This is a genomic window from Algimonas porphyrae, assembly GCF_041429795.1.
GTDB classification, from domain to species: domain Bacteria; phylum Pseudomonadota; class Alphaproteobacteria; order Caulobacterales; family Maricaulaceae; genus Litorimonas; species Litorimonas porphyrae.
Window position 1 is genome coordinate 738,504 of sequence record NZ_CP163424.1, and the last position, 22,080, is coordinate 760,583.

At 55.9% G+C, this 22,080-nt stretch carries 25 protein-coding genes; all 25 read right to left on the reverse strand.

Annotation, left to right across the window (positions count from 1 at the left end):
- Window positions 1-10: 10 nt before the first annotated feature.
- A complete protein-coding gene (gene argB / locus AB6B39_RS03675; protein WP_284373504.1) occupies window positions 11-895 on the reverse strand; it encodes an acetylglutamate kinase in 885 nt (294 codons plus the stop codon).
- 8 nt (window positions 896-903) lie between these two features.
- Window positions 904-1,569 carry a ribosome biogenesis GTP-binding protein YihA/YsxC gene (yihA, locus tag AB6B39_RS03680; RefSeq protein ID WP_284373502.1) on the reverse strand — a complete coding sequence of 222 codons (666 nt, stop codon included), beginning with the start codon at window positions 1,567-1,569 and terminating at the stop codon, window positions 904-906.
- A complete protein-coding gene (gene yidC, locus AB6B39_RS03685) occupies window positions 1,569-3,332 on the reverse strand; it encodes a membrane protein insertase YidC (RefSeq protein ID WP_284373500.1) in 1,764 nt (587 codons plus the stop codon). The genes yihA and yidC overlap by 1 nt, the downstream gene beginning before the upstream one ends.
- Window positions 3,333-3,392: 60 nt before the next feature.
- The gene (gene rnpA / locus AB6B39_RS03690; RefSeq protein ID WP_284373498.1) at window positions 3,393-3,782 is read right to left on the reverse strand and encodes a ribonuclease P protein component; all 390 of its coding nucleotides are present in this window, start codon (window positions 3,780-3,782) and stop codon (window positions 3,393-3,395) included.
- 27 nt (window positions 3,783-3,809) lie between these two features.
- Window positions 3,810-3,944, reverse strand: coding sequence for a 50S ribosomal protein L34 (gene rpmH, locus AB6B39_RS03695; RefSeq protein ID WP_189495645.1), 135 nt, complete (start codon window positions 3,942-3,944; stop codon window positions 3,810-3,812).
- Between the two features lie 161 nt (window positions 3,945-4,105).
- Window positions 4,106-4,840 (reverse strand): hypothetical protein, encoded by a 735-nt coding sequence (locus AB6B39_RS03700; protein WP_284373490.1) that lies wholly within the window; start codon window positions 4,838-4,840, stop codon window positions 4,106-4,108.
- Window positions 4,837-5,580 carry a hypothetical protein gene (locus AB6B39_RS03705; RefSeq protein WP_284373488.1) on the reverse strand — a complete coding sequence of 248 codons (744 nt, stop codon included), beginning with the start codon at window positions 5,578-5,580 and terminating at the stop codon, window positions 4,837-4,839. The genes AB6B39_RS03700 and AB6B39_RS03705 overlap by 4 nt, the downstream gene beginning before the upstream one ends.
- Window positions 5,577-6,341 (reverse strand): hypothetical protein, encoded by a 765-nt coding sequence (locus AB6B39_RS03710; protein ID WP_284373484.1) that lies wholly within the window; start codon window positions 6,339-6,341, stop codon window positions 5,577-5,579. Before AB6B39_RS03710 ends, AB6B39_RS03705 begins: the two co-directional genes overlap by 4 nt.
- Complete coding sequence (locus AB6B39_RS03715) at window positions 6,338-7,081, reverse strand: hypothetical protein (protein ID WP_284373482.1); 744 nt, start codon at window positions 7,079-7,081, stop codon at window positions 6,338-6,340. The genes AB6B39_RS03710 and AB6B39_RS03715 overlap by 4 nt, the downstream gene beginning before the upstream one ends.
- Window positions 7,078-7,851, reverse strand: a complete 774-nt coding sequence (locus AB6B39_RS03720) for a hypothetical protein (RefSeq protein WP_284373480.1) — start codon at window positions 7,849-7,851, stop codon at window positions 7,078-7,080. The genes AB6B39_RS03715 and AB6B39_RS03720 overlap by 4 nt, the downstream gene beginning before the upstream one ends.
- Window positions 7,848-8,615 carry a hypothetical protein gene (locus tag AB6B39_RS03725; RefSeq protein ID WP_284373478.1) on the reverse strand — a complete coding sequence of 256 codons (768 nt, stop codon included), beginning with the start codon at window positions 8,613-8,615 and terminating at the stop codon, window positions 7,848-7,850. The genes AB6B39_RS03720 and AB6B39_RS03725 overlap by 4 nt, the downstream gene beginning before the upstream one ends.
- Complete coding sequence (locus AB6B39_RS03730; protein ID WP_284373476.1) at window positions 8,612-9,382, reverse strand: hypothetical protein; 771 nt, start codon at window positions 9,380-9,382, stop codon at window positions 8,612-8,614. The genes AB6B39_RS03725 and AB6B39_RS03730 overlap by 4 nt, the downstream gene beginning before the upstream one ends.
- Window positions 9,382-10,113 (reverse strand): hypothetical protein, encoded by a 732-nt coding sequence (locus AB6B39_RS03735; protein WP_284373474.1) that lies wholly within the window; start codon window positions 10,111-10,113, stop codon window positions 9,382-9,384. The genes AB6B39_RS03730 and AB6B39_RS03735 overlap by 1 nt, the downstream gene beginning before the upstream one ends.
- A complete protein-coding gene (locus AB6B39_RS03740; RefSeq protein ID WP_284373472.1) occupies window positions 10,110-10,880 on the reverse strand; it encodes a hypothetical protein in 771 nt (256 codons plus the stop codon). The genes AB6B39_RS03735 and AB6B39_RS03740 overlap by 4 nt, the downstream gene beginning before the upstream one ends.
- Complete coding sequence (locus AB6B39_RS03745; protein WP_284373470.1) at window positions 10,880-11,650, reverse strand: hypothetical protein; 771 nt, start codon at window positions 11,648-11,650, stop codon at window positions 10,880-10,882. The genes AB6B39_RS03740 and AB6B39_RS03745 overlap by 1 nt, the downstream gene beginning before the upstream one ends.
- Window positions 11,647-12,381, reverse strand: a complete 735-nt coding sequence (locus tag AB6B39_RS03750; protein WP_284373468.1) for a hypothetical protein — start codon at window positions 12,379-12,381, stop codon at window positions 11,647-11,649. Before AB6B39_RS03750 ends, AB6B39_RS03745 begins: the two co-directional genes overlap by 4 nt.
- A complete protein-coding gene (locus AB6B39_RS03755; RefSeq protein ID WP_284373467.1) occupies window positions 12,378-13,130 on the reverse strand; it encodes a hypothetical protein in 753 nt (250 codons plus the stop codon). The genes AB6B39_RS03750 and AB6B39_RS03755 overlap by 4 nt, the downstream gene beginning before the upstream one ends.
- A gap of 90 nt (window positions 13,131-13,220) precedes the next feature.
- Window positions 13,221-14,405, reverse strand: coding sequence for a dipeptidase (locus AB6B39_RS03760; protein WP_284373465.1), 1,185 nt, complete (start codon window positions 14,403-14,405; stop codon window positions 13,221-13,223).
- Window positions 14,380-15,744, reverse strand: coding sequence for an amidohydrolase family protein (locus AB6B39_RS03765; RefSeq protein ID WP_284373462.1), 1,365 nt, complete (start codon window positions 15,742-15,744; stop codon window positions 14,380-14,382). Before AB6B39_RS03765 ends, AB6B39_RS03760 begins: the two co-directional genes overlap by 26 nt.
- Window positions 15,745-15,843: 99 nt before the next feature.
- A complete protein-coding gene (locus tag AB6B39_RS03770) occupies window positions 15,844-16,614 on the reverse strand; it encodes a DUF6090 family protein (protein ID WP_284373460.1) in 771 nt (256 codons plus the stop codon).
- A complete protein-coding gene (locus AB6B39_RS03775) occupies window positions 16,611-17,372 on the reverse strand; it encodes a DUF6090 family protein (protein ID WP_284373458.1) in 762 nt (253 codons plus the stop codon). The genes AB6B39_RS03770 and AB6B39_RS03775 overlap by 4 nt, the downstream gene beginning before the upstream one ends.
- Window positions 17,369-18,136, reverse strand: coding sequence for a hypothetical protein (locus AB6B39_RS03780; RefSeq protein ID WP_284373456.1), 768 nt, complete (start codon window positions 18,134-18,136; stop codon window positions 17,369-17,371). The genes AB6B39_RS03775 and AB6B39_RS03780 overlap by 4 nt, the downstream gene beginning before the upstream one ends.
- Window positions 18,133-18,885, reverse strand: coding sequence for a hypothetical protein (locus AB6B39_RS03785; RefSeq protein WP_284373454.1), 753 nt, complete (start codon window positions 18,883-18,885; stop codon window positions 18,133-18,135). Before AB6B39_RS03785 ends, AB6B39_RS03780 begins: the two co-directional genes overlap by 4 nt.
- Window positions 18,882-19,649, reverse strand: coding sequence for a hypothetical protein (locus AB6B39_RS03790; protein ID WP_284373451.1), 768 nt, complete (start codon window positions 19,647-19,649; stop codon window positions 18,882-18,884). Before AB6B39_RS03790 ends, AB6B39_RS03785 begins: the two co-directional genes overlap by 4 nt.
- A gap of 171 nt (window positions 19,650-19,820) precedes the next feature.
- Window positions 19,821-21,881 carry an alpha/beta hydrolase family protein gene (locus AB6B39_RS03795; RefSeq protein WP_284373449.1) on the reverse strand — a complete coding sequence of 687 codons (2,061 nt, stop codon included), beginning with the start codon at window positions 21,879-21,881 and terminating at the stop codon, window positions 19,821-19,823.
- Window positions 21,882-22,080: the final 199 nt, after the last annotated feature.

Consider the following 22,080-nt stretch of genomic DNA (forward strand, 5'->3'; position numbering starts at 1 on the left):
TGCAAACCCCTTACGCATGGATCAGCGTACCCGCCCCGTCATCGGTGAACAGTTCGACCAGCAACCCGTGCGCCCGCCGACCGTCCAGAATGACGACTGCTTCGACGCCGTCGCCAACAGCGTCCATCGCGGTCTGCAATTTGGGGATCATCCCGCCTTGGGCCGTGCCGTCATCGATCAGCCCCTGCACATCGGCGCGGGACAGATCGGTCAGCAAATGTTTATCCGTGTCCAGCACGCCTGCCACATCGGTCATCAGGATCAGTCGCGTCGCGGTCAGAGCCGCCGCTAGGCATCCCGCCGCCGTATCGGCATTGATGTTGAAGCCATCCCCCGTTTCATCGGCGGAAATGGGCGAGACGACGGGAATGAAACCGGCATCCGCCAATGTATTCAGAACGCGCACATCGGTTGCTGCCGGGATCCCGGTAAAGCCGAGCCCTTCGCCCTTGGGGGCCGCCGTGATCAGGCGGGCATCGCGACCGGACAGGCCGACGGCGCGACCGCCAGCGCAGTTGATGGCGGAGACAAGCGATTTGTTGATCGCGCCCGATAGGACCATTTCGGCCACGCCGACCGTTTCCATGTCGGACACGCGCAGCCCGTCCTTGAACTCGGTCTTGATATCGAGACGGGACAGCATGGAGCCGATCTGAGGGCCACCGCCGTGAACGACGACGGGTCGCAATCCGACCTGACGCAGCAACACGATATCCTTGGCAAATTCAGCCGTCAGTTCCGGCGTGCCCATGGCGTGGCCGCCAAATTTGACGACAATGGTCGCCCCAGCATGGCGCTGTATGAAGGGCAGGGCCCGGGACAAGGTGAAGGCGCTGTTCCAGCCCGAGTCGACCTTTCGGCGATCCTGAAACGGTATGTCGTCTGACGGATTCATCGACCGCGTTATACGGGTTCGGACGGCAGCGCCAAGCTGGCAATCTCAGCACGGAGTTCCGCGATGCCCAGACCCTTCTCAGAACTGGTCAGAGCGATGGCAGGGAAGGCGGCAGGACGCTTGGCGATGGCCTGAGCGGTCTCTTCATGCATTCGGGTCAGCTGGCCTTTTTTCAGCTTGTCGGCCTTGGTCAGAACCAGCTGATAGGTCACAGCGGTTTCGTCCAGCATGTCCATCAGTTCCAGATCGACGGGTTTGAGCCCGTGGCGGCTGTCGATCAGCATGAAGACGCGGCGCAATGTGGCGCGCCCCCTCAGAAATTCGCGCGTCAGACGGGTCCATGCCTGCACCTTGTGCTTGGGCGCCTTGGCATAGCCATAGCCCGGCAGATCGACCAGGTTCAGGCGGCCCTGGGCGTCGAAATAGTTAAGTTCCTGCGTCCGGCCCGGCGTGTTGGAAGCCCGGGCGAGGCCCGCATGATTGGTCAGCGCATTGATCAGCGTGCTCTTACCGACATTGGATCGCCCGGCGAAGCAGACTTCTGGCGGCCCCATGGGCGGCAGCGTCGCCAGCGACACGGCCGATTTCATGAAGGTGACGGGCCGCGCAAATAGCAGGCGGCCCGCTTCGATCTCTTCAGATTGATAGGTGCGTTCTGTCAGGACAGGCTTCACTATTCCGCCGCGTCCGCCGGATCCGGCTTGCCTGTAATCTTGCGGATGAAGGCATCGACCGGCGTGTCTACATTGTTCTTCCGGGTAATGTACCATTGCTGGAAGAAGGACAGCACATTGTTCCAGCACCAGTAGAGCAGCAGGCCGGCAGGGAAGCTGGCCAGAATGAACATGAACAGCCACGGCATCAGCTTGAAGATCTTGGCCTGCATCGGATCGCCTGATGGCGGGGTCAGCGTGTACATCAGGCTCATCGTGATGCCGTAAAGCAGGGCCAGCGGGCCGAGAGCAATAAAGGCGAGAATGCCTGTCGGACGTCCCTCGAAAGGCAGGAAGCCGAAGCCGTTCAGGATCGAAATCGATTCCGGCGCAGACAGATCCTGAATATAGCCGATGAACGGCGCGTGGCGCAGGTCGATGTCGATGAACACGGCCTTGTAGAGGGCGAAGAAGACGAAGATCGTGGGAATGATCGGCAGGCAGCCTGCGGCGGGATTGACGCCTTCCTTTTTGTACAGGCCCATCATTTCCTGCTGCAGTTTCATGCGGTCGTCCTTGTAGCGCTCCTGCAGCTTCTTGACCTCGGGCATGACCTTTTTCATCTTGGCCTGGCTCTGATACTGTTTGTTGAACAGCGGGAACATGAGTAGCTTGATGAAGAAGGTCAGCGCCAGAATGCCAAGGCCGTAATTACCGAGCATGCTGCCCAGCCAGGAGAGTGACCACATGATCGGACGTACGAGAATGCCCATCATGCCCCAGTCGATGGCGCGGCTCATGCCGATAATGCCAAGCTCGTCCTCATAGGCTTCCAGCACGGGACGTTCCTTGGCGCCGGCATAGAGATAGGCTGTCGATTGCAGGCTCGCACCCGGGCTCAGCGTCATGGCGTCGGTCGCATAGGCTGAATCCCAGACGGTATTCCCGTCAATCAGGCTGTGCGTATAGTCGATCGTCGTATTGCCGTCCTGCGGCGCGATGGCGGCGTGAAGCCAGTAACGGTCGGTGATCCCGGCCCAGCCCGCTGCGCCCGTATTGGACCAGTTTTCCTTCGCGGCCTTTTTGTAGGTATGGTCGTGATAGCTGTCGTCCTGAACCGAGACGGGACCTTCCTGAATAATGAAGAAATTCAGCAGCCCTTCCGGCAGATTGACCTGCCGGGCGACACCGCGACGCGTCAGGGTCACGGGCTGTGCGCCGCGATTGGTCAGCACATCGCTGGCCGTAACCAGGAAATGATCATCGACGCTCAGGGTCCGTTCGATATCGACGCCCCCGACCGATGTCTGCAGCACGACCGGCATATTGGGGCTGAGTGTCGTTCCGGACACGACCGCCCACGGCGTCTCGATCCCGAGCGTGTCGCCGACCGTGCCGGGCAACGTCCAGTTATCGGCCACAAACCCGGCGCGTTCCCCGCCCATGGGGGAGAGCAGCTCAACCTGTCCGTCGGCCGGATCCAGCGTCTTGTCATAATCGTTCAGCGTGATGTCATCCAGCCGCGACCCGGTGGTCAGCAGGCTGCCGCGAATGCCCGGCGCGTCGACCGGAATGCGCGTACCCGTCGCGACCAGAACTTCGCGCGGTTGCGCCGGTGTGACGATCTGTTCCGCCACAGGTTGTTCTGCGGCGAGGCGTTCCATCTCGGCCTGAGCGTCGGCGCGGGCTGCTTCCTGCGTCGGTTGCACGAAAAAGAAGAAATAGGCCATCAGCACCAGTCCGGACAGGACGAAGGCCAGGATGAGTCTGCGCTGTTCGGTCATGAAATAGGCTCGACAGTGGGTGGGATGGGGCGCGCGAAGACAGAGGTCCCGGACGCGCGGCTAGCGGTTCTTGTGGCGATTGTCTTGCGTGGGGCTTTGCCCCGGACTGGGCACGGATTGCAAGGCCCGGCGCGCGTCCTGCTGCAACCTTTTCCAGTCCCGAATCGGGGTGCGGTCGCGTGCAATCAGCACATAATCATGCCCTGCATGGCCGAGTTCGGGCAAAAGCTCGCGGGCGATGACCCGCAGGCGGCGTTTCGCCCGGTTGCGGATAACGGCGTTGCCGATGCGTTTCGTGGCCGTCACGCCATAGCGAATGACCTGATGGTCGGCGTTGGCGCGGCATTGTACCACAATAGCCCCGCGGGCGGCGTAATCGCCCTCCCGGACATACAAAAACTCGGACCGCTTTGTCAGCGCCCCGAGTTCAATGTCTTGATTATGAGTCACGGGCGAGAGGCCCGATCCAAAATCTGTCTATGCAGACAGGACCTTACGGCCCTTGGCGCGACGACGCGCCAGAACCTTACGGCCATTCTTTGTCGCCATGCGTGCGCGGAAGCCGTGACGGCGGGCGCGGACAAGGTTGGACGGCTGGAAAGTACGTTTCATCGGACTACTCGAAAATTAGGTGGCGTTAGCGCAGGCGGACAAACCCGTCTCCGAAACAACAGACGCGGCCATTATGAGGGTGAGCGGGTGAAGTCAAGCAGGGAGGACAGGGCTTCGCCTGCTTTTGACCTGTAAAGTACGGGCTTTGATGCGGTGTAGGATCATGGCTGACTTTTCTCCAGCGCGGCTATCAATTCATCGGATATGTCACGAAAGTCGGTGAGCATATTGGCTTGCTGCGCCGCAAGAACCTGACGAAGGGATAAAGCATTATCGAATTCCAGATTTTGCCTTACGGATTGGAGGTCAAATTCAAAGCGGTCCGTGTGCGTGAAATTGGTATATCGATCATCCGTCTTGAAACTGTTTCCAAGAACAAATGTGGACATAAAAACCGGCACAACACTTGTCGCTCTGAATTCTTCGCTCGTCCCGTCGATTGTTCTGATGGTCGAGAGCTGTGTATCCCATTGGGACATAAGATCTCGCAATGCCTCGTCGTTTAGCAGGCTTAAGCCTCCCGATGATGAGAGCTCATCGAAATTGCGGTAAGTGACAGTGAGTGACGTGCTGCGAAGTGCCGACATGGCAAGCCTGTTGAAGTCCTCCTCGGTCAACGCCGGCCCGTCCTCGGACAGGCGTTTGCGGAGTGCAGAGGCGTCGCTGGCACGCTGCAGGGCATAGGCCTCAAGCGACACCAAGTCATCGCGGGCCATAGTCAGTTCAGTGCTAAAACCGTCGAGTTGAGTGGCTAGCCTTTCCCGCTCCGCCCTAACCTCATTCCAGTTCGCGACCTGAATACCGATGAACACGCCAATCACGACGATGCAGAAGTCAATGCCGACCGCGAACCAGTTCTCATTCTCGACATGAGCTTTGAAGCGGCGGAGAATCATACGGGGGGCTCAGCTATTGGTGTTTCGCCGACCAACTGATCAAGCCGATGTCTCAAATCAGAAAAACCACTCTCAATAAGAACCACACGTTGTTGCAGTGCATCTTGAAAATCGAGGTTCATCGTCATGGCATTCAGGAAGCGCTGGTTTCTTCGCATCTCCAAGTGGTCGCAGGTGGCGGCAACACGCACCTCTCCACGCTCGTCAATATAATGTCGGAGTTGCATGAGGTCAGGATAGTTTTGGCTGGGGTCGGAAATGTAACGGCCGCGTTTCTCGACAAGATCATCGATATAGCGCGCAGCCTGTGAAATTGAAGACAAGGCTCTTTTCAGCTCCGCATCTGAAATGAGATCCATGCCGCGGTTCTGTTGCAATTCTTCGACACTTGGCAGGATCGGCACTGCAGACGAGACAATAGCCGATGCACTCAACCCTTGGCACTCATCAGTGGTGAGAGGATCCGGGACTTCCGCTGCCAACTTTGTCAAGCCGGATTCAAATGCCTGAAAACGACGGTTCTGACGCCCAATGCTTCCAAGGATCAGGGCTTCGGCGCTTACGGTTTCCTGATGCAGACGCATTAAGAATGCTGCCTCCTCGGTCTTCAGGATTCTAGCCTCATTCCAGTTCGCGACCTGAAGACCGATGAAGACACCGACAACGACGATAAAGAAATCAATCCCCACCGCGAACCAGTTCTCATTCTCAACATGGGCTTTGATGCGGCGGAAGATCATCGCATGCGCTCCAATGTGAGGTCGATTTCGGCGATGGCCGCTTCAGCCAGGTCGATCTCCTGACGTAAATCTTGCGGATAGGAGACAATGAACCCAATCCATTCTGTCAATGTCAGCGCCATGCGGCCGTCAGAACGGATCGTGTCAACCGTGCGCTTGGACAGTTCGGGTGGAAATTGTTCCGGACAATCAAGTGAAAGGGTTTCACGACCGCTCTGTACTTCGTAGCAGTCCTCCCAGTAGACCTCTTGAATGTCCACCGGGATCCGCTGGCGGACAAGACTGCGATACTCAGGCAGAACATTCCCTGAAATAATCAGGATGTCATTACGAAGATGATATGCGGCTATGGCATCAACGATTTCACGGGATGTCGGGAGTCCTTCGCGACGCATTTCCTGAAAAATATCGCGGGGGACGGCCGTCGTCTGCCACTGTGAGGCGTGAAAGAAATCTATCAAGACAGGCCAGCACTGGTCCCCACAGTCGCGATTGCTCTGAAGAAATACGAGTGAGCGTCGTCCCGCTTCGCTGACCTGACGGAATGAATCGATTCGTCCTTTCGTGATATGGATCGCGGCCTCCAGCTCACCCTTCAATTCAACGAGCATAATCCGCTCGCGTTCGACTTCACTCCGCGCCTCATTCCAGTTCGCGACCTGAAGACCGATGAAGACACCAACAACGACGATAAAGAAATCAATCGCAACCGCGAACCAGTTCTCGTTCTCAACATGGGCTTTGATGCGGCGGAGGATCATCGGCTGAGGTCCTCCGCGATCAGCGTCTCGATCCGGCTCACGAGCCGCTTCTGCTGCTCGGCCAGCTCCCGGTTATTGTCGATGGTCCCGAGCACCATCATGGATTGCTGCACAAAGGCGGGGTTTTCGAAGAAGGTGTCTGGCGTGAAGGCGAGCGTTTCGATATCGCCATAGGAGGGAAGCCCGTCTGCACGCGCGTTGGCGGGATCGGCCCGCAGCGTGCTATAAAGTATGCGTCGGAGATCCCGCATGTCGTTCAGATAGAGTTGGAAGGCCTGTAACGCGACCTCGCTGACGGCGTCGAATTCGTAGAGATCCGAGCGCAGATCAGAATTATCGATCACGGACAGCTCTCCGTCAGAGACCAATTCTTCGAAGACGGACGGCGATGTCGCCGGAAAAACACCCGCCACGACTTCGTTCATCAGTGCTGCGGGTGTCTTGCCCTCATCGTCGCTGAGGCGGTCCGGCCCTTCATCATGCAGCTGGAGGAGACGCAGTAGCGCCAACTCGGCTGTGTCAGATGCGGCGATAACTCTATCGAGACGCCCATCAACATAGCCGAATTCCGCATCAAGCCGTTCAAGATAGGCGCGTTCACGGCGATCTTCAGCGCGGCTCTCATTATAGTTCGCGACCTGAATGCCAACAAACACGCCCATCACGACGATGACGAAATCAATCCCGACGGCGAACCAGTTTTCCTTTTCGACATGGGCTTTGATACGGCGCAGGATCATGGCTGACGCCCCCCCGTTTTCGGCGGCGGGAGCCGCGCGAATATCGCGTCGACGCGTTTCGTCTGGTTCGCGGCCATGCCTGCGGATACCTGCGACAGGCTCATCATATAGCGCAAATCGCGCTCTAGCTCGCTATCGGATTGTAGAATTGAGGCGAGCGCAATCAGATCAATCTCGGCGTTCGGTGGAGGCGGACAGGCGATGAGCAGATGGATGTCCTGATCGGTCACATTGTAACACGCCGACTGGAAATAGGCCTGCAGCGTCAGCGGGATTATTCGCCGGACCCGCTCGCGATAATCCGGGATCGTGCTGATCGTGGATAGACCGGCAAACGTGTAAAGTGCAGCCAGATCATTCACGAGGGCCTGATCATCCAATAGGGCGAGGTGACCCGAACTGATGATTTCATCATAGGTGCCGCGCTGCAGCGTCAAAGTGAAGGCGTGACTGGCCTGAAAATATGCGCGGACGATCTCCCAAGCGTTTGCATCGGTGACCGGCGTGCCGTTCGTTTCGATGGCGAAAGTGCCGTACTCAGACTGCTCGAGATAGGTGGAACGGCGCCCCTGCAGGTTCTGACGGTTGATCACCATGTCCTCAGCGAGGCGTTGGCGGTAATCCTGACCGCGACTGACGTCCGCCCGCGCGTCGTTCCAGTTCGCGACCTGAAGACCGATGAAAACACCGACCACGACGATGCAGAAGTCGATCCCGACCGCGAACCAGTTCTCCTTTTCGACATGGGCTTTGATGCGGCGGAGGATCATGGGGCGAGCCCAAGGATTGACTGGCGATTCTCGATCAAAGCTTTTGCGTCGCGATATTGGTCCAAGAGGGCTTTTGTCGAAATAATGCGCCCACTTGAAATGGCCGCTTGGTAGATCAGCATATTGCGGAATTGCCGTGATCTCAGAGCGGGTGAAAGCGTCTCGGGATGTTCGCCGTCCTCGATCCATTCGATGAGATTGCCAACGCCCAAGGCAGCGACTTGCGAGACCGGCTCCATATTCGTTTCTTCAATCATGAAGTGGTCGGAGAAGTCATAGGTGAACAGAAGGATTTCTTCCTGCCACCCATTTGCGCCTTCAATGGCCGTGTCCAACTCTTGGAGTGCGCTTACGAGGTTGGGGTCCTGAATCAAGGAAATTTGCCCTGAATTTGTCAGGGTTTCAAACGCATTCTGGCTTACATCCACCCGGACGATGAAGAATAATCCGCCCTGCAACAGATCATCAATATCCTCCGGTAAGGGTGTCCCGTCGGGTACGCGGCTATACGCATAGAGCTTTTGCCGAAACACTTGCTGCGCTTCCATGTCGGCGAGCCTATCTTCCAAATGGGTAATCGATGCGGAGACGTCGCTCAGCAAGGCTTCGAGATAGCGCACCTCCGCCGCATGATCGCCACGCGCAGCGTTCCAATTTGCGACCTGAAGACCGATGAATACGCCAATGACGACGATGCAGAAGTCGATCGCGACGGCGAACCAGTTCTCACTTTCGACGTGAGCTTTGATGCGGCGGAAGATCATCGGACTCGCTCGATTTCGGTGGCGACCATGTCCGCCGTTGCGATCGTTCGGTCCCTCACCGTCGGGTAGTTGATCATCGCGAAAATGTTCTGATTGAGCCAGTATCGCAACATCCCCTCAAGGCGAGGGTTGCTTTTAATATCCCGAAGCATCCTGGCGGAATCGACGGTTTTCAGTTGTTCCTCACACCCCCGTGTCAGCGTTTCAGTGACGTCCGCCACGTCGACTTCCCAGCATCCACTCCACAAAATCCGGGCGGCTCCCGGTTCGATATATTCGCGAACCGTCTCCCGGAAGGGCGGGGACATCTGGTTGATCACTCTAAAGCTGCTGGTCAGATCATAGGTTGTGAACAGCTCTTCACGCAGAGCGTTGTCAGACGGAAATCCAAGCTCGACGGCCTCCCGGAAAGCTGTTTGGTCAAATATGACGGTCCAAAGTTGCGAGGCGTGGAAGAAGTCAATCAGAAGATCCTCGCAATTCGCTTCACACGTGTCATCACTCTTCAAGAAAACGAGCGCCCGCTCCCCTGCGTCCGTGACTTTGGTATAGTAATCAAGCAAGCGGTCCGCCCGTTCCGCGTTCTGAACCAGTTCTTCGTGCACCAGGATGAGGTAAGAGTGTTCCTGCGCCTTGCGGCTCTGTTCTTCATTCCAGTTCGCGACCTGAATACCGATGAAGACGCCAACCACGACGATAAGAAAATCCACACCGACGGCGAACCAGTTTTCGTTTTCGACATGCGCTTTGATGCGGCGAAACAGCATTACGTGTCCTTTTCACCCAAAGCGACGATCAGAGCTTCCGTTGTGGCGATAAAGTCATTGATTGTATTGAGTTGCAGTTTGGTTTGCACTTGCTGGTAAGCCAGAGCGCCATCAAGTGTTCGATTGGCGCGAATGTCTTCAATGTCGAACTCGAACCTGTTGGCCACGGTAAAATCAGAGTAGCGCCCATCCGTTTGCAGCGCGTTAGCAAAATTGGTTCCATATAAAACGGCAGGCGTGACCAAGTTGGCGCGTATATCTGCGATCACCACGTCAGTATTGTTGATAAAGGTGAGCTGTGCGTCCCATTGATGGAGCAGGTCGCGCAAGCGTGCGTCAGTAATTTTGCTAATCGCGCCTGTTGTGGTGAGCTCCTCATAGCCGCGAAATGCCATGTTGAATGAGTCCCCTCTAACGGCGGAAGCAACTAAAGGATTAAACTCTTCCTCGGGAAAGTCGTCGTCCTGTTCAAGCCGGTGCCTTAAAGTCGCTACGCCCTCTATCCGGTCATCCAAGTATGCTTGGGCTGCGACGAAGTAATCTCGGGCCAGAATGAGTTCTGCTCGAAAACTCGCAAGCTGAGAGGCAACCCTTTCATTTTCGCTGCGGACCTCGTTCCAGTTCGCGACCTGCAAACCAATGAACACACCAACCACGACGATAGCGAAGTCAATCCCAACCGCGAACCAGTTTTCCTTTTCGACATGGGCTTTGATGCGGCGGAAGATCATGGGCCGGGCACTTCGTGATCAATGTTGAGGATTTGATCGAGAACGGTATGCATCTCCGTCACAGCGGTGCTGACCATCGCGTTGCCATCAACATAGCCATCATAGTCAATTTCAAATCTGACGAGATCATTCAGATAGGTCTGGTTCTGGCGCATCGCCGTTTCGTCGCAGGACACAGGCGCTGACTGAAGGTAGCGTTCGATATCGGTTCCGGCTTCCATTTTCACTGTGGACAAGGCGCCACTGAAGACAAAAAGCTCCGAATAATCCTGATCGATATTCTGCAGTCTTTTCTGGATGCCATCCCGGGAGTCGCGCACCCGTGAGCGAATGATCAGAAACCGTCCCAAGGCCTCCTCAAGCTCGCGGTTTGTGAAAATCGTCAACCGGCCCGACGATAAGAGCTCAATGATCAATGGAAGTTCATCGGTTGGATTGGTCACAGGAGGCGTGTCGGCCAAGACATAACATTCCGCTTTTGAAAGGGCCTCGCCATCTGGCGTCGAGAGCTTCGTTAGCGCGCTGCGCAATAGATTTGAGGCAAATTCACGCTCCGTGGTGCGAATCTCCCGGACCGCATTCAGGTCTATGATCTCCTGGTGAAGCCGCTTCATGTAGACAGTTTCCAGCGCGCGCTCTGCCCGCGCCGCGTTCCAGTTCGCGACCTGGATACCGATGAACACGCCGATGACGACGATGAAGAAATCAAGCGCAACGGCGGTCCAGTTCTGGTCCCTGATATGTTCGGTTATTCGCCGCAGGCGCATCAGTCCGTTTCCGGTTCAGCGGGATTGAGGTCGGGTGTGTTTCCATCCGGATACAAAGCCGCTTCCAGTTTCAGAACTGTGTCGTCCACCGCGACAAATGCCTGATAGACCTGAGCTCGCACCTGATTGTTGTAGTGATAGAGTTGCGCGACGGCATGACGAAACTCCCTGTCCTGGACCAGTTCATCGAAAACATACTCCGGCGTTATCGCGGTGAAGCCTCGCGGGTTGTACGGGCCGGGTTTCATGAAAATCCGATTAAATATGATATTGCGCGCGTCATGACCCCGATTTTCATATTGGCTCACGAAGTCTTCGGTTCGTGCCCAGTTGCTGTACAGATTGACTAGAATGTCCTCATACGCCGTGCCCTGAAATTCAGAGAAGAGTTCCGTGGACTCCATCCGGCGTTGAAGCAGCGACACATCAATCAGTTGCCACCTGACCAAAGCCATCAAACCGGACTCAAATCGGGCTTTGTCTGTTTCATCAAGGGTGCCCGCCAGCAGGGCATCAAGCACGAACCGTTCACTGGCATCCTCCTCGATCGCGTAGACTTCATTGCCTTCACGCCACCCTTCAAGGCGCGGCGCCAAATCGGCATATAACTGTTCCAGCATCGCTCTTTGATCCCTCTCGACGGCCCGGTCTTCATTCCAGTTCGCGACCTGGATACCGATGAACACACCGATCACGACGATGGCGAAGTCTAGGAAGACCGCGAACCAATTCTCGGCCTCGATATGGGCGCGGATGCGGCGGAGGATCATGGGGTGGTCTCGACATATGGCGAAGGTTGGCAGGTATCGCCCAGAAGCTCCAACACGTCGCAGGCCTTTACACGCGAATATTCGTGCCAGACGAGCGAGCTCTCATGCACGATCTGCCGTGCACCCGTTTGAACATAGAGGTCGGGAGAGCGGAGCATTGCGTCCATAGTGGACTGATAGGCTTCGGGGCGGTCGGATGCGGGGACTGCGGCAAGCTGTTCGAGGCGGAGCAAGGGACTGTCGTAGGCGGGAGGGGACCAAGCGCCCGAGAAGGCTTGGCGCTGCCGTTCGGCGGCGACGTTGTAGGCTATGAGGGCTTCCCTCAGGGCGGGTGGATGCAGCAGGTCCATGTCGCCTTGGCTCACGATCTCCTGGACAGTCGTAGCGGGCCCGTGACCGGAGCGGAAGCCGCTTATGTCCTCGATCCGGCTTCCCAAGTCGGGATCATCGGATGTAACGCGACCGGCCAGTACATCCTGTGCAAAGGCGATAGAGGCGTCGCGCCAGTGCATCGTATCGCGCAGGTGACGCAAATGTTCAGATTCGATCTCCCTGAACTCTACAAGAAGACGCGCCTTGAGTCGCTCTCCCCGGACATCGTCCGCCCGCGCCGTATTCCAGTTCGCCACCTGAATACCGATGAACACACCGATCACGACGATGGCGAAGTCTAGGAAGACCGCGAACCAATTCTCGGCCTCGACATGGACGCGGATGCGGCGGAGGATCATCGGGCTCTCTCTTCAGCGAGCAGGACCTCAATATCGTTCGCCAAAGCCAATTGTTGCGCGACAATATATTGCTGGTTGATCTGGGTCCTGATCAGTATGTTCAGAGCTTTCTTAACATCAGAGTCATTCAGGAGAAGATCGCGATCGAAACTGGCGAATCTTAGCGCGTCTCCGATATCGCTCGTTGCAGGTGCGACATCGGTGTTAAGGTCATAATCGATCAACCCGGTCACCCGATTTGCGGACCAGGTCTGCGCTTCCCTTATGGTTCGCCAACTGTCGCGAGCAACGGCTGAAAACTCGTCATACGCGAACAGAGCTTGTCGCAAATCTTCACTCCGCAAGGTTTCCAATGCACCATTGGCGACCATTTCCTTGAAAGCAGCCGGAGACCCGGCGGGCACGCGTCCGGAGGTGACACTGCTGGCGGCTGACTGAAGGATATCGTCGTCCGGAATCTCATCCGGCTCACCCCGATGAAAAGCGCGTCGGGCATCCAGTAACAGATCGATGTTTTCGACCGAATTCCGGTAGACCGCCTCCCCATCCGTGAGACGCGCGCGGATCACGTCCATCTCCAGGTCAAGCCGCTCTATATAACCGGCTTCGGCGATTTTGTCCTGCCGCGCCTCGTTCCAATTGCCCAATTGAATGCCGACAAACACCCCGATCACAACGATGCAGAAATCGATCCCGACGGCGAACCAGTTCTCCTTCTCGACATGGGCTTTGAGACGGCGGAGGATCATCAGCAACGTTCCTCGCCTAGACCGATTGCAACGATCGCGGAACATAGCAAAGCTTGCCGCGCATCAATGTGACAAAAAACTTGCGGACGGTTAGGCTCCCCAAACACTTTTGTAATAACTGAAAAAATTGCGACCCAAGATCTTTTCAATTCGGTCGATGCCATGCCCGCGCGCATACAGCATGTCGGCGAGCTTTTGAAACTGTGTAGGGCCTGAGAGATCAGGGACAAATGGCACGACGCCTATGTTTTCGCCTTTTGCCGAAATGCCAAGCGAGCGTCGACGGCGTATGGATTTTGCTGTACGCTCACGTGCGGCGTCCAGATCGTCAATGGCGGTTGTGCCTCCGTCCGTGCCGATTCCCACATGGTCTTCGCCGCAAATATTAATCGCATGCTCAATATGCGCCACGACATCCGTAGCAGAAGCGAAACCATCTTCGCGCAGAAACGGCATGAAATAGATGCCGACAACCCCACCCCGGTCCGCCACACCTTTCAACTCATCATCAGTCTTGTTGCGGGGCAGATCGGCGAGTGCGCGGCAGCCGGTATGCGTGATACATATCGGTACTTTTGATGATGTGAGCGCGTCAAGACAGGTCTGCTTGCCACTATGGCTCAAATCAATCACAACTTTGTTGGCGTTGAGTTCTGCAATCACATCATGTCCAAAGTCCGTGATCCCGCCATTCTCCGGCACCATCGATCCTGACCCGATCTGGTTTTTGATGTTGTAGGTTAGTTGAATTACCCTTACGCCCAGCCCCGCAAATATCGCGGCGCGGCTTGCGTCCTCGCCCATCATGGCCGCGTTCTGAAAGCCCTGCAGGATACCAATTTTCCCCTCTTTTTTGGCGCGCAAAATGTCGTGGCTCGACAGCACTTTCACTAGATGATCGGAGTGATTTTCAATAACACGATTAGAGTGAGCAATCGATCGTACACTAAATTCAAACGGTTCCTTGTCGCCCGCCACATACCCGATAGTATTATTTATCATCGTCGTTCCGGAAGCGAGCGCATCTTTGAGCGCGCGCGGGTCAAGATCAATCGCATCTTCGGTTTGAACCTCCAAATTGGGATTATAAATGCCTCCCAGATTGTTGAGAACTAGCGCGTCTTGAAGTTTCGGAAATATCTTTTGATCGCTGGAGTCGGCTGAAGAAGCCAAAGCAGAAGATACGCCCGGCACCCTCAGTAATGTCGCTACGCCAGTTCCGGCTGCGGCCAGTGTTACAAATGTGCGCCTATTGAGTGGGAGCATTTTTTGCATCCTCATAATCTGATCGAAGGAACACGAACCCTTTTTTCAAAGTGCGTCTCACGGTACGTAAATTCGCGATATCGTCCGCCGGGTCTGCATTTAAAAATACTAGGTCGGCTGACTTCCCAACAGCAATAGTCCCGCGTTCGTTTTCTTCGCCAATCGTTTTGGCACCAATCAGGGTTGCTGAACGAATGGCTTCGAGGGGCGTCATGCCCACTTTGTGGACGAGCGTTTCGATTTCCTTATGAAGAGCGGGATATGCGTCTTCCAGAGGGGCGCTCGCGTCCGTCCCCGTTGATATATCCACGCCCATCTCATGAGCCAAGCGAGTGAGCGCAACCGCGTATTCGGATGGACATATCGCCCGTTTTCTTTCGGCGTCAGGAATTTTGGCTTGGCGCTCTTCCAAAACCGAGTAAAGCCACACGGTTGCATCCAATATGGTTCCTCTCGCTTTCATATCGGAATATATGGTGCGAATTTTGGGGTGACGCGGATCAAGGCGGTTGTAATCAAGCTTCACGCCATGATCATAAACCTGGGGCGTATGGTGGGTTGACTCAAAAGCCAGACGGCACACATGGGAAATACTGTCCACGCCGGCGCTGACAACCTCGCTAGGACGCGCTGGAAACACCATGCTGTGCGCCCAGACTTTCATTCCCTGCTTGCGCCCTTCCGCCGCGATTCGGTGCACCTCTGGTGCCGATAAGTTTGCATATATTTTTATGCCTGTAGCGGACGTGCCTTTTGCCTGCGCCACCGCGATTGTCATATCGGTGTCGGCCGTGATAGCCTTCATCCAGGGGACGTCCCCGGCTGTTTTACCTTGCGCCGACATGGCTGGGCGGGGGTCCGTGAAAAATGAGGGTCCGGCCATCAGGGCCGAATAATAAACATTCGGACCCGGTGCGATATTTAGATCAAAGGCGCGGGATTGATTGGCTAGTACACGGGCATCTCCCGCCATGTCGCGCACGGATGTAATACCACTATACAGAAACCGCTGAATGATTTTATCACCAGCGTCTCCGCTTAGCACTGGGCGTAAATGCACATGAGTATCGATGAGTCCGGGAATAACGGTTTGACCGCCCGCATCCACAATGTCGGCCCCTGGATAAACGGTTGCGTCGAACCCATCTGAGGCGATGATTGCGGCTATTTTCCCGTCCTCAATCACGAGAGTTCGATCTGGCTGCGCGGGGCTACCGGTTCCGTCAATGATCGACACGTTATTATAAATGCTGATTTTGACATCGTTTTCAGACGACGATGGTGCATCTTGGGCATTTGCGAGCGGGCTGACCGCCAAGGCCAGAATGAAACTAAAACTACGGATCATCGCATATCTCCTCTGGGGTTTGGGCCAACCAGTCTACCCAGCCGTTCGCGAAACTCGCCAAAGTTCGTTTCAATACTCAAAATGCAGCGGAAGATCATTCTATTTGCCCCCCTCATGACTGTTGGAAACGGTTTCCCCGTCCAGCACTGCCGCCAGTTCGTCGAGTTGTTCCAAATGACGCTTCAGGAAATTCACATACCACTGATTTTTCTGATAGCCATTCACAACATCGCTCAGGAATGCCTGTTCCGGAGTCGTTTTCAGAAAGAGGCAATCCGCAGCCATTTGGTATCCCCCTGACGCAAAAACCTCGTCTAGATTCTCGCCGAAATCCGTTGCGCGTCTCCAACTGATGGCTTCTGGATATTTCTGGCTTAGCATTGGAAGATCCACACGCATGCTATCAATAACGTCGCGCAAACGATCTTCGCTCTGTTCCACGACGATCAGCGCCTGAATAAGGTCTGCCTCTGTAAGCAGGTCAATCCTGCCGCCCGCAAAGGCTTCTGTAATGCTGGGGACGGCGACGGGTGGATGGGTGATGAGATGCATGGTGGCAAATTGCCTGCAAGCCCACTCGCCAAGCGGTTCAATATCTCCGTCGCCAAAATACATATTTTCAACGCGCGCGATGGTCCGCAACCGGTCTTCACGGGCTTCGACAAATCCCGCCAATTGCCCCCTTGCGCGATCAACATCGACCGCCAGACGCTCAAGAAATGCGGCCTCCTTCGCACGATCCGCCCGTGCCTCATTCCAGTTGTTGATCTGCAAACCAATTAGCAGGCCGATCACGACGATACCGATTTCGATCAGCACGGTGATCCAGTCCTGCCGGCGGAGGGATTCTGAGAGACGGCGGAGGATCATGGCGCGTTTCCCTCGTGCGTGTGCCCGAGGACGCGATCGAGTTCCGTATGGATCATGTCAAACTGTGTCCGCAACCGGTCAACGACAAGAGCTTCATATGCGATGTAACGCTCGAGATTGATCGTTAGGTCATTCCTGAAAGCTTGTGACAAGCGCATGCCGGTCAGATCGCACTGAACCATCGAGCCATTGTCTGCAGCCGTTTCCATCCCGTCCGCATTCAGGACATAGTCCACCCTGATGAGCTCAGGGTAGGCACGGGGAAGGTTTAAGGGTGATGCATTAAACAGATCGGACGTCTTTTCGGCCCGGGCATTGATTTGGCCCATTCGACTCAAGGCCGCGCGAAGCGCATCATCGCTGATGACGTTGAACTGTCCCGATGACAGGATCTCGCTAATTGTTGGCAAGTCTGTCGGCGGAAAATTGTAGGCATGAGACAAGAACATGGCCATACATTGATCGCCTGTAAGTTCCACCTCTTGATCGCTTCCAAAAACAACACGGACGGTCGCTTCCAACTCGGACGCGCGTGTTTCGACTATTTTCGAAAAACCGCTAAGATCGTCTTGAGTCGCCATGATCTCTGCATGCAGGCGTTCCAGAAACTTATATTCAGCCTGCTTTTCGACCCGCGCCTCGTTCCAGTTATTGATCTGCAGACCAATCAGCAGGCCAATCACAACGATACCGATTTCGATCAGCACGGTGACCCAGTCCTGTCGTCTGAGGGATTTTGAGATGCGACGGAAGATCACTGCAGATAACTTTCTATGGTCGACATGAGCGCTTGATTTCTAGCGATTTCGTTATCGAGGTCGGCGAGGACGCTTTGAATGCTTGCCATGTGCCATTGCAAATCATCGCGCAAATCTGTCCGCGTTCTAAGGGTTTCAGCCGCGATGCGGGCGCGCTCAATCGGAAGGTCGATGTTACAATTTGCAGGAAGACGAACAGCTCTTAAAATGTCATCGCGCCGATCGCCGCACTCTATCCGAATTTTCTCCTGTATGTCGAATGGGATGGCACGACGCACGTTCTGCCGGTACGGGGTGTCGACATCATCGGTTCGACTGAGGTTAGATGGGTTGATGATATAATTCTGAAGGCGGCGCTGCAGGTCGACATCTTTGATATTGCGAATATTGTCCGCGCCAATCATCTCTGCGAAAACTTCAATCTCACTTGTTCCCGCCATGATCTGGCTTGCTTGATAGGCCGCGACTAAAAAGTCGACATCGGAGATCGCTTCTTGATCCTCCCACGCTCTCAAGGCTGTTTCACCATAAGCCTTTGTGGTTGCGTAATAGGCTTTGAAATCCTCGGCGTTTTCCTCAAACAATTTGTTTGCCGGGACGAGAAGTTCGAGCGTTCTGTCCGTTTCGGCACGAACTGCCCGCACTTCATTCCAATTCGCCACTTGAATACCGATGAACACACCGATCACGACGATGCAGAAGTCGATTCCGACCGCGAACCAGTTTTCCTTTTCGACATGGGCTTTGATGCGGCGGAGGATCATGGGGTGTCTCTCCAGCCGCGGGCCTCAATTTCAACCTCCAAAATGGCCTCGAGCGCTTTGACCTGTCCGAGTATTTGCTCATTCCACCGATGCAAATAGTGTGTGGTCTCGCGTGTGTTGCCGATCGCGGTAATGAATTCAGGGTCTTTACAGGCCTGCTCAAGGTCGAATCGTAGGTTCTCCCATGTTTCCCAAGGGTCGCTGTCGACGCCCTCATCGCTGTCAAAATAGTAAAAATGTCGCGCCTGATTGACGAATGGCACTGATTGCGCAGCGAAGAGTGATTCCGATCGCATCTGATTATCGGATTGTCGTGTCAGGCCATTGAGCCCCTCTTGAAGCGCGATGTTTTGCAAAATGGAAAACTGACCTGAAGCGCTCAACTGATCGATCAGTTGTCGATCAACAATGGCGAAGACATATTTTCCGAGTGAGCTCAAAGCCCGTGCAACACCGGCCTGATCGGCTGGCGAGACCTCGCAGATTTCAATGACGTCGAGCAATGAGCGTTGATCGTCAACCTGCTGAGCCAACCACTGATTGCGACCTTCGATCATTGTGCGTGAACTTTGCATATCGTCCAGCAACTGAATGACATATTGCCGTTCCATGGCCCGCTCGGCCCGTGCCTCGTTCCAATTTCCCAATTGTAGACCGATAAACACACCGATCACGACAATGGCGAAATCAACCCCAACGGCGAACCAGTTCTCGTTTTCGACATGCGCTTTGATGCGGCGCAGGATCATGGGGTTTGGCCTAGATGGGCATTGATCGCCTCGACGCTGGCATCTGATCGCGAAATCACCGTGGGGTAATTCAGCCGCGCATACTCATTCTGACTCACCCAGTAGCGGAGAGAGTTGGCCAATTCCGGATCGGCTTGCATCCGAGAGAGAGCCGTACTCAGATCAATCTCTGACAGGGCCTCGACGCAGCCAAACGTCAGAAGCTCGTTGGCCATATCCGTGATTTCGTAGCAATTCGACCAGAGTTCGGTCATGGCATCGACCGGGATATAGCCCCGAACGCGCTCGCGAAAGGGCGGAGGCGTGGCATTGACGGTGTCCCACCCGGAAATGTACGAATAAAAATCCTGAACGATCAGGCGCAGTGGCTCATGAGTCGGGATACCGCGCCGATTGGTCTCCTGATATTTTTCGCTAAAGAATCCCGTGCCCCAGACCTGGGAGGCATGAAAAAGGTCAATGATAAGGTGTTCGCAATCCGACTGACAGGGTTCATCACTCTCCAGGAAGATAAGACCATGCCGTCCGCCTTCGACCACACGATCAACAAAAGTTGCCTGCATGCGTGCCATTTCCGCATTGGCTGCGATTTCATTGCGTAACTGTTCCAGATACTGGGCTTCCTGAACATGAGACACACGGGCCTCATTCCAGTTCCCGATCTGAATACCGAGAAAGACGCCAACAACCACGATCAGGAAATCGACGAAAACCGCGAACCAGTTCTCATTCTCGACATGCGCTTTGATGCGGTGGAAAATCATGCGTGAAGCCCCTTGATAAGCCTGCGCCCGTGCAATGCAGCTTATTCGGACAATCTCTGCCATGCGGGCGGGCTGACCGCCAACCTGTTTCTTGGGTCCACGTCACGGACCTACAAAAAACCCCGCCCTGTGGAGGGCGGGGTCTGATGATGGGTGAGTGGGGCGTTGCGCCTACTCGTCGTCGTCCTTCTTATCCCAGCCGAGCTTTTCGGACAGGTTCAGGTCAAACTCGGGCATGGGGTCATTCCGTGTGGCCCCTTCGGCCAGATAGGTATCCATCCAGCGCATCAGGCGGTAGGCGTAATCCGTCCGCGCCGCGGCCCGGCGGTTGCCGTGGCCCTCGCGCGGGTAGAAGACCAGTCGCACGGGCGTATCGGTCCGCACTTTCATGGAGCGGTAGAGCTCCATGGACTGACTCGGATGGACGCGCGTGTCGCGCTCGCCATGCATGATCAGGGTCGGCGTGGTCGACTTGCCGGCATGGAAGATCGGCGAGCGCTCGATCAGGTTCATCCAGTTATCTTCCCACGGCCATTTCAGCGAGTGGACCAGATGCATCTCGTTCGGGATGTCGCTGGTGCCGAATTTGGACACCTGGTTGGAAATGCCGACAAACGGCACGGCGGCTGCGAAATGGTCGGTCTGCGCGGTCGCGCCCCACATGGAGGCGTAGCCGCCATAGGACCCGCCAGTAATGCCGACCCGGTCCTTATCCGCGATCCCGGCGGCCACCAGCGCGTCGACGGCGTCGGTCAGGTCGTTGAACTCCGCACCCGCATAATCATTCTGGTGTTCCTTGGCGAAGGCGACGCCGCGCGCGGTGGATCCGCGATAGTTCGGGTAGAAGACGGCGTAACCGTCACCCGCCCCGAACTGGCCGGGCCGCGAATAGGCGGTCAGCCAGCCATCCGAATCATGCGCTTCTGGGCCGCCATGCACGGTCATGATCAGCGGCCAGCCATTGGCGGGCTGGGTCCCCGTCGGCGTGATCAGCAGACCCTGAATCTCGCGCCCGTCGCGCGCCGTAAAGGTAAAGGTCGTCTGCGGTGCAAGATCGATGTCCGCCAGCCAGCCATTATTGTCGGTCAGCTTCTGCACCGCCCCGCCTTCGGCCTTGAAGACTTCGCTGGGGTGTTTCGGGCTGTCGGCGGTGAAGAAGAGCTTGCCGCCCTGGCCGACTTCGACATTGCGCACCACCACATCCGCCGGCGTGGCGAATATACGTTCTTCGTCGCCGCTCAGGCTGTAGGAAACGAGCGCGCTTTCCACGCCGCGGTGGGCGTTGGCCAGAATGGAATCATTGTCGAGCCATTCCACATCGGTGATATGCTGCAGCGCATCCGGCGTCAGCTGGCGGAAGCTGCCATCGCTCATATTGGCGAGCATGAGAACACCGGTCGAGGTGTCATGAATGTCGGTTCCGGCCTGAAAGGCGATGCGCTGATTATCCGGAGAAATCACAAAACTGCCAAGCTTGCCGGGTGTCGCGACCTCGGCCCGCAGACGCCCGGACGCGGCGTCCAGCACATGCAGACGTGTTTTCATCAGACTGTCATCGACCAGCGCGGTCGGGACAGCGGCCACGACCAGGCTGCGGCCGTCGGATGACAGTTCGACGCCCGTGACATGTTTGTCGGTAAACAGAGTGTCAGCTTTTGCGTCTTCCGCGTCGAGCGATACTGTCCAGAGGGCGGCCAGGGTCTGGTCCTCTTCATAGGCATAGGCATCGAACCCTTTTTTACTGAGTTTCGATTTGTCCTCGTCCTTTTCCGTCGCGACGAAGTAGAGCGTCTGACCGTTCGGGGAGATGGCGTAGTCGCCGATCCCGGTTTCGTGCTGGAAGACCTTTGTCGCTTCGCCGCCGCTCAGAGACAGAGAATAGAGCGCATTATGCTTGTCCTCGCCGCGGCGGGTCAGGAAATAGACCGTGTCGCCATCGGGGCTGAAATGCGGGCGGCTGACACTGTTTTCACCGGATGTGAACAGAACCGCTTCGGCTCCTGTGCGCTTGATGTAGAGTTGGCTCTTGGAGAAGCCGTCTTCGTCACCTGCATGCAGGTCGGGATATTTCGACACGGTAAAGGCAATCGTCTGACCGTCCGGCGCCACGGTCAGATTGCCGGCACTCTTGATCTTTGCCAGATCTTCAATTTCCATCGGTGCCGCCAGAACGGGCGCGGTGGCGAGGGCCAGAACGGAAACCAGTCCGGCAAGCATGGGGAGTGTCTTCATATCATAATCTCTGAGGTTCAGTGACAGGTGGCTATACCTTCACAGATATTACGCATGATTTCCAGAGAATGCGGATGAACATAAAGTAAAGTTGAAGTGGATGCGGGCCGTTTGTCCGCGCCCGCCTCGCGCCCGACGACCCTTGTCCTCTCACTCTTCCTTTTCCCTCTCATTCTCCCTTTTCCCTCTCGTGGATGTG